The sequence below is a fragment of the Candidatus Sodalis sp. SoCistrobi genome, from assembly GCF_900143145.1.
GTDB lineage: Bacteria > Pseudomonadota > Gammaproteobacteria > Enterobacterales > Enterobacteriaceae > SoCistrobi.
On sequence record NZ_FRDB01000193.1, the window covers coordinates 1 to 5,458 of the forward strand.

Sequence of the window (5,458 nt, forward strand, 5' to 3'; positions counted from 1 at the left end):
CGTCATATGCTGTTTAACCAGCGTCTGATATCGGCGGGTAAGGCGAGAGTCAATCCCGCCAACAGATAGGTTGAAATCATTCTGCAAAGTAATAACAGGTATCACGATAAATGTGTAGATACCTATGGCTTAAAGGGGGATCGGCTGGAGGACGGCGCGCCGCTGACGTTTTATCCGGGCGAAGTGCCGGCACGTTTACCGGGACCCGCTTTTTGGCAGCAACAGCGTTTTCAGTTCGAGGCCTTTCGTCCTCAGGCGCGAGAAACTGACGCGCCGTTGCCGCATATTCGCATGGATGCGGTCATGGAATTCTTGCTGGGAGACAAATTGCGATGACCGATCCTATTCGACCACGTATCGATTTCGACTCGCCACTGGATACGCCTGCCGAGCCGCCCCTGCGCGCCGCCAGGCACTTCACCGATAACGTCAGCGAAGCGTTTATACCGCAGTCGACGGAGGCACAAGACAACGACAGCGGCAAGCCGGAAGCGCTGATTACCTATGCTTTGACGCCGAAACGCAGCCTGTGGCGGCGCATGGTGGTGGCGGGTGCGGGTCTGTTGCTACTGAGTAGCATTGCGCAAGGTATCGGCGCCTTTGTCAGCGCCTGGCAACATCAGCAATGGTTCAGCCTGGGCGCGCTGACGGCGGGCGGCATCTTCATACTGGCGGCCGTCGGCGCGATAGGCGGCGAATGGCGCCGGCTCTACCGGTTGCGCGAGAGGGTGACGCAGCGCAGCCGGGCGGCCGACTTGCCCAAACTGGTGCAACCGGTGATTGACCGTCAAGTACGACTGACCATTAGCCGGTTTGCGGCAGAATCGACACTGCTGGTGGCGGTGAGTCCGCTGGCGCTGGTAGATATGAGCTTTATCGCCTGGCGAAATTTCCGCTTGGTTAACCGCATTGCCGCGCTGTACGGCATTGATTTGAGCTACTTTAGCCGCATCCGCCTGTTCCGGCTGGTGCTGGTGAATATCGCTTTTGCCGGTATCAGCGAATGGGTGCGGGAGATCGGCATGGATTCGGTATCCCAAGATCTGACGGCGCGCCTGTCCGCCCGTGCCGCGCAGGGGATGGGGGCGGGGCTGCTAACGGCCCGGTTGGGGCTGAAGGCGATGGAACTGTGCCGCCCGCTGCCGTGGCTGCCGGGAGAGAAACCACGCCTGGGTGAGTTTCGTCGCGAACTGTTGGGCCAGCTTAAAGCCGCGCTGGACAAGCGTCAGTCCCCCGGCTGACGTGGGATGGACGTATTACTGTCCAGACTGTCAACTTTTAGTGACAGATGGCTTCTACCGCGCTGCAATGGCCAGTATGATAGCCCCAGACACCCTAATCGCTTGAGCGAGGCAATACATGCGTTTGGAAGTAGTTTGTCAGGACCGTTTGGGTCTGGTGCGGGAGTTGTTGGCGTTATTAGTCCCACGCGCCATCGATTTACGCGGCATCGAAATCACCCCCGCCGGCCGCGTCTATCTCAATTGTACGCCGCTGGAATTTGATATTTTTCGTTCGCTGATGGCGGAAATTCGCCGCATAGAGGGCGTTACCGATGTGCGAACGGTGGCCTATATGCCCACCGAACGCGACTCGCGCGCCATGCAGGCAATATTGGCCGCCATGCCGGAAGCCGTGTTATCCATCGACCTGAAAGGCCGGATCGCGTTATCCAATCCGGCGGCGGCGTTGCTGTTTAATCTCAGCGAGGAGAAGTTATTAGGCCAATCGGTGTCATCACTGGTCGGCGGGTTTGACTTCAATCACTGGCTGGGAGAGGCCCAGCCGCAGCCGGCTGCTGAACGGGTGGTGATCCAAGGCCAGGATTTCCTGCTGGATATCACCCCCGTGCAACTGCCGGGGGACGATGGCCAGACCGCCACCGTCGGCGGGGTGGTGATGTTGAAATCGGCGTTGCGCATGGACCGGCAATTGAAGGACCATTCGGTCAACGACGACAGCGCATTCAGCCATCTGCTGGCCAGCAGCGAGCGTATGCGCCAGGTGATTAACAGCGCCCGCAAACTGGCGATGCTCGACGCACCGTTGCTGATTGTCGGCGAAACCGGTACCGGTAAAGATCTCCTGGCCCACGCCTGCCATCTGCGCAGCGCCCGGGGGCGTCAGCCCTTTCTAGCGCTCAATTGCGCCGCCTTGCCCGACGAAGTGGCCGAAAGCGAGCTGTTCGGCCACGCCGCGGGCGCTTATCCCAATGCGTTCGAGAGTAAAAAGGGCTTTTTCGAACAGGCGGACGGCGGCTCGGTGTTGCTGGACGAGATAGCGGAAATGTCGCCACGCATGCAAAATAAATTATTGCGCTTTCTCAATGACGGCACGTTCCGCCGGGTTGGGGAGGACAAAGAGATGCATGTGGATGTGCGGGTTATCTGCGCCACGCAGAAAAACTTGCTCGAACTGGTGCGGGACGGTCATTTTCGCGAAGACCTCTATTATCGTCTGAATGTACTCACCCTGACTATTCCGCCGTTGCGCGATCGCCCGGAAGATATCATGCCGTTAACCTCGCTGTTTGTCGCCCGCTTTTGCGACGAGCAGGGGGTGGCACGGCCGCAACTGGCGCCGGATCTGGCCGCCACATTGACGCTTTACCCCTGGCCGGGTAACGTACGGCAGTTAAAAAATGCGCTGTACCGCGCGATGGCGCAGCGGGAAGGGCCGGCGTTGAGCGCCGAAGATATCGATTTGCCTGATTTTGCCCAGGCGCTGCCGCTGACAGACGACGTGCTTGACGGCTCGTTGGATGACATCAGCAAACGGTTCGAGCGTTCGGTGCTTACCCGCCTTTACCGCGCCTATCCCAGCACCCGTAAATTGGCGAAACGGCTGGGGGTTTCCCATACCGCCATCGCCAATAAATTACGCGAATACGGTTTAAACGGTAAAAAAACGGACGAGGACACCGCGGTCTAGCGCCGCGCCTTCGCTCCGCCGAACAGACAGGGCAGCGGCGCCGCGTGGTAGCTTGAGCTTAACGTAGCGGTGTTGCGCGGCGGCAACGCCACCGCCGCGATACCGATATTATGCTGCGCCGCAGGCGCAGATCGCAGCCGGTCTGTGTCGCGGGGCGACGGCCTGAACCGGCAGGTCAGCGGTGCGCCGGCGGGTGCCGGTCGGTTCATCGCCGGCGCACCGGTTTTCACCGACCAGATCGGCGTCTTCCGCGCCTATGTCGCGCGCTCAGGCCTGCAGCGCGGCGAGCGCGGCATCATAATCCGGCTCTGAGGCAATCTCGCTGACCCGTTGGCTGTAAAGCAAGGGGTGAGTCGGGAGGTCTTACTGCAACCACGCTCACGCCCGCCCGCGCTAAACCGGTCAGCGAACCTGCACCGTGACCCGCGATGTCAGCGCGCTCATCAGTTCATAGCCGAGGGTACCGGCGGAGGCCGCCACTTCGTCGATTTTGACGTGATCGCCCCAAAGTTCAACCTGAGAGCCGATGCGGGCTTGCGGACAAGGCTGTAAGTCCACCATCAGCATATCCATCGACACCGCGCCAAGGGTGCGCGTCCTCACGCCATCGACCCAAATGGGGGTCCCGGTCGGCGCGTGGCGCGGATAGCCATCGGCGTAACCGCAGGCGACGACGCCGACCCGCTGCGTTTCGCTCACCCGGTGACGGCCGCCGTACCCGATACGTCCACCTGCAGGCACCGATTGCACGGCAATCAATTCGCTTTGCAGCGTCATGACCGGCTGCAAACCGCTGGCGGCAATGTCCTGCCAGTCACCGCTGGGAGACGCGCCATAGAGAATAATGCCGGGCCGCACCCATTGCCCGTGGGTCTTGGGATGCCACAACGTGGCGGCGGAATTTGCCAGACAGCGCGGGCCTGGCATACCGTCACCGGCGCGCGCCACAACCGCCATTTGTTCCTCAACCCCTTCCGGCATATCGGCATAGGCGAAATGGGTCATCAACGTCAGGGTCGCCACATGCCCCAGCGCCTTCAGCGCTTGCCAAGCGCCGGGCAATGCCCGCTCGCTGAAGCCCAACCGATTCATACCGCTATTAAGTTTCAGGTAGATATCCAGCGGCGCTCGCGGGGTCATCCGCTTTAAAGCCTCAATTTGCCAGTCGCTGTGCACGGCGGTGGTCAACCGATAGCGATCGATGACCGCTAGATCGGCTGGCTGAAAAAAACCTTCCAGCAATAAGATGGGGCCTTGCCACCCTTTTTCCCGCAGCACAACCGCCTCGTGAAGATCAAGCAGCGCAAAACCATCCGTTTGCTGCAGCCCCTGCCAAACAGCATGCAAACCATGGCCATAGCCATTGGCTTTGACCACCGACCACACGCGCGATTGCGGCGCATGGCGGCGGACGACGGTTAAATTTGACGCCAGCGCAGCGCAATTCACTTTGGCGACAATCGGACGTGGCATGAACAGCTCCTTACCTCTACAAAATGGCCGCTGTAAGCGGTCTCAGACCCGCCGCGCGACGGCCACGGCGTCAAAACCGGGCGCATAACGCGCAACGGACAAATCGTCATAACGAATTTCCGGTGCCCGCGCGCTGATAATATCCGCCAACAGGCGCCCCGAGCCGCACGCCATTGTCCAGCCGAGGGTACCGTGGCCGGTATTCAAATAAAGATTACGCAGCGCTGTGGCGCCTACCAGCGGCGTGCCGTCCGGCGTCATCGGCCGCAGGCCGGTCCAGAACGTCGCCTGATCAATATGTCCCCCGGTGGGGAATAAATCCCGTACCACCGTTTCCAACGTCAGCCGACGTTTGGCCAGCAACTCGGTATTAAAACCGGTGATTTCCGCCATTCCCCCCACCCGAATGCGCCGATCGAAGCGGGTGATAGCGACTTTATAAGTTTCATCCAGTACGGTGGACACCGGCGCGCCCTGCTCGTCCGCCAATGGGATCGTCAGCGAATAGCCCTTCAACGGATAAACCGGAATGGTGACCACATCCTGTAGCATCGCGGTGGAATAGGATCCCAGGGCCATCACATAAGCGTCACCGCGCAGGATTTCACTGCCGCAGCTCACGCCGTCAATCCGGTCACCATTACGCACCAGCGCGTCAACAGGGCAGTTATAGCGGAATAAAACGCCCTTTTCCGCCGCCATGGCGGCAAGATGGCGGGTAAACAACTGGCAATCGCCGGTTTCATCGTTCGGCAGGCGTAAACCGCCGGCGAGCTTGTGAGCCACGCCCGCCAGCGCCGGTTCGGCATTAACCAGTTCGTTGGCTTCCAGCAGCGCATAGGGTACGCCTTCCGCGCGCAATACCGCAATATCTCGTTGCGCATTAGCGAATTGCTTTGCACTGCGAAACAGTTGCAGCGTACCTGCCTTATATCTTGATCATTGACTTTCAAAGGTTAATGATCCCCAACTGATCATTGGGATGTTACCGGTGAGTTTGTACTCTGCCTTAAGCTTACAGCTTGTACGTCAGATTAAACCCTGGTGACATATT

The 5,458-nt window shown here is 59.7% G+C and carries 4 protein-coding genes and 2 pseudogenes; 4 read left to right on the forward strand and 2 right to left on the reverse strand.

Going from position 1 to position 5,458, the window contains the following annotated elements:
* Positions 1 to 129: 129 nt before the first annotated feature.
* The 4 genes and pseudogenes from CINSTRO3249_RS12210 to CINSTRO3249_RS17265 form a co-directional block, all read left to right on the forward strand.
* Positions 130 to 336, forward strand: a pseudogene (locus CINSTRO3249_RS12210) (YcjX family protein); the annotation flags it as partial.
* The gene (locus CINSTRO3249_RS12215) at positions 333 to 1,241 is read left to right on the forward strand and encodes a YcjF family protein (protein ID WP_074013481.1); all 909 of its coding nucleotides are present in this window, start codon (positions 333 to 335) and stop codon (positions 1,239 to 1,241) included. The pseudogene CINSTRO3249_RS12210 and the gene CINSTRO3249_RS12215, both read left to right, overlap by 4 nt.
* Before the next feature lie 118 nt (positions 1,242 to 1,359).
* The gene (tyrR, locus tag CINSTRO3249_RS12220) at positions 1,360 to 2,931 is read left to right on the forward strand and encodes a transcriptional regulator TyrR (protein ID WP_074013482.1); all 1,572 of its coding nucleotides are present in this window, start codon (positions 1,360 to 1,362) and stop codon (positions 2,929 to 2,931) included.
* Between the two features lie 69 nt (positions 2,932 to 3,000).
* The gene (locus CINSTRO3249_RS17265) at positions 3,001 to 3,243 is read left to right on the forward strand and encodes a hypothetical protein (RefSeq protein WP_074013483.1); all 243 of its coding nucleotides are present in this window, start codon (positions 3,001 to 3,003) and stop codon (positions 3,241 to 3,243) included.
* A gap of 90 nt (positions 3,244 to 3,333) precedes the next feature.
* Here the strand turns inward: CINSTRO3249_RS17265 and dadX are convergent, their stop codons facing one another.
* Positions 3,334 to 4,404 carry a catabolic alanine racemase DadX gene (gene dadX / locus CINSTRO3249_RS12230; protein WP_074013484.1) on the reverse strand — a complete coding sequence of 357 codons (1,071 nt, stop codon included), beginning with the start codon at positions 4,402 to 4,404 and terminating at the stop codon, positions 3,334 to 3,336.
* Between the two features lie 42 nt (positions 4,405 to 4,446).
* A pseudogene (locus CINSTRO3249_RS12235) lies at positions 4,447 to 5,334 on the reverse strand (D-amino acid dehydrogenase); the annotation flags it as partial.
* Positions 5,335 to 5,458 lie beyond the last annotated feature (124 nt).